Annotated in this window: 2 protein-coding genes and 1 pseudogene; 2 read left to right on the top strand and 1 reads right to left on the bottom strand. The window is 44.8% G+C overall.

The genetic code is table 11. The features are described 5' to 3' along the window. Both IQR33_RS34530 and IQR33_RS26585 read left to right on the top strand, forming a co-directional pair. A partial coding sequence (locus IQR33_RS34530) for a molybdopterin oxidoreductase family protein (RefSeq protein ID WP_322631806.1) occupies positions 1 to 662 on the top strand: 662 nt, incomplete at its 5' end. Between the two features lie 426 nt (positions 663 to 1,088). Next, positions 1,089 to 1,460, top strand: a complete 372-nt coding sequence (locus IQR33_RS26585) for a hypothetical protein (protein WP_005375433.1) — start codon at positions 1,089 to 1,091, stop codon at positions 1,458 to 1,460. Between the two features lie 109 nt (positions 1,461 to 1,569). Here the strand turns inward: IQR33_RS26585 and IQR33_RS34535 are convergent. Next, positions 1,570 to 1,731 (bottom strand): annotated as a pseudogene (locus IQR33_RS34535) (ABC transporter permease); the annotation flags it as partial.

Here is a 1,731-nt window from a genome sequence, read left to right on the forward strand (position 1 = left end):
ATTGGTGGATTATCCAAGAGATCGCCAATGCAATGGGTAGTGATTGGGATTACCACTGCGTGTCTGATATCACCAATGAAATCGCACGAGTGACACCTCAATACGCGGGTCTTCGTTGGGATGCCATTACGCCAAACGGTGTGCAATGGCCGAGCAACAAGAACAACCCTGCGGGTACTCGCATCATGCACCAAACCCAGTTTACTCGTGGTAAAGGGCAAATGGTGGGTGTACCGTTCCGTTATGCGGCTGAGCTACCAGATGAAGAGTACCCACTTGTGTTGACGACGGGTCGTGTACTTGAGCAGTTCCACACCGGCACCATGACGCGCAAAACTAAAGGGTTGGATAACCTTGCTGGCCCTCGCGCGATGGTGAGCGTGGAAGACGCAGAAACGCTTGGCATCAGTAATGGTCAGCGTCTGACGGTGTCTACACGTCGCGGCAGCATTGAGATTGATGCTTTTGTGACTAAGCGTATTCAAAAAGGAGTGGTGTTCATTCCATTCCACTTTGTTGAATCGCCAGTCAACCGTTTAACGACAACGGCGACGGATCCGCATGCGAAGATCCCTGAGTTCAAGGTCGCTGCGGTTAAAGTGGAAGTGAGCGAAAAAACAACGCAGACAGAGTCTCTCGAAGATAGTTACCAACACGTTTAAATTCGGTGAGTCACATTGTTGTGGTCACTGACAATTTGAGCCTAGTTGATGGGCGGATAATCTAATCTTGATTTCCGCTCTCACTACATTCACTCGGATTGTCTTTTTCTTCCAACTCCTTTTACTTTTCTGTTATCACCGCGCTCCGGTTAGTTTTCCTTTCTTACTTCTTACTTCTTACTTCTTACTTCTTACTTCTTACTTCTTACTTCTTACTTCTTACTTCTTACTTCTTACTGTCTCTGTGGCGTATTTTTGTTCAAGCCCATGATGAGAGTGCAATAAAGTTTGTTGTTGAGCTTGTCATAGAATTGACTGTCTCTGACTGTCCCCTGTTATTTGGGCAAGTTCTATAACCTAAACTTTGCTCGCTTCCTATACTGAATTAACGAAGCAAGATTTTTATAACAACAAGAGGAAGCTTGTATGACAAGAACAACCTCATTTGCACTCGTTTTATTACTTATGTGCGCATACTTTGGTTACAACCGTTATTATGTATACCCCCAGCAGTTGGAAACACAGGCGAAGTCCATGCTAATACAAATGGCAAATCGCGAAGAGTGGGTCGATGTGTTTGAGATGATGAATCGCGTAGACGCGCACAAGGGCCATTTGGAACTTGTTGCTGACGTGACATCCTCTGATGGTCAGCGTGCGTACAGTGAAGGTATTATCACGTACACGGATCGCGAAGGCGTTGTCTGTAAACAGGTAGTGTTCAACTTTAAAATAAACTCTTTGAAAAACTACAATATTTCCGATTTACGAGATTGTTCCTACGGTGAGTACTATTAATATTGTCTGAGAGTTGAGCTCGATAGCGCAGTGTATGAATACAGAAACAAAAAATAGCCCTTCGTTGGGGCTATTTTTGTTTTTAAGGAATAAACGCAATATCGTGGAATTAGTCGAGTGATTTTTTGAAGCGAAATGAAGCGACAATAAGGCCGATAACGGTGAATCCAAGTAACCAAACTGTATCTCGCCATAGCTCCATTAGGTCTGCACCACGCAGCACCACACCACGAATAATTCGCATAAAGTGGGTGGCAGGCAGCGCTTCGGA

The sequence above is a fragment of the Vibrio sp. OPT46 genome, from assembly GCF_015163535.1.
Taxonomy (GTDB): Bacteria; Pseudomonadota; Gammaproteobacteria; order Enterobacterales; family Vibrionaceae; genus Vibrio; species Vibrio alginolyticus.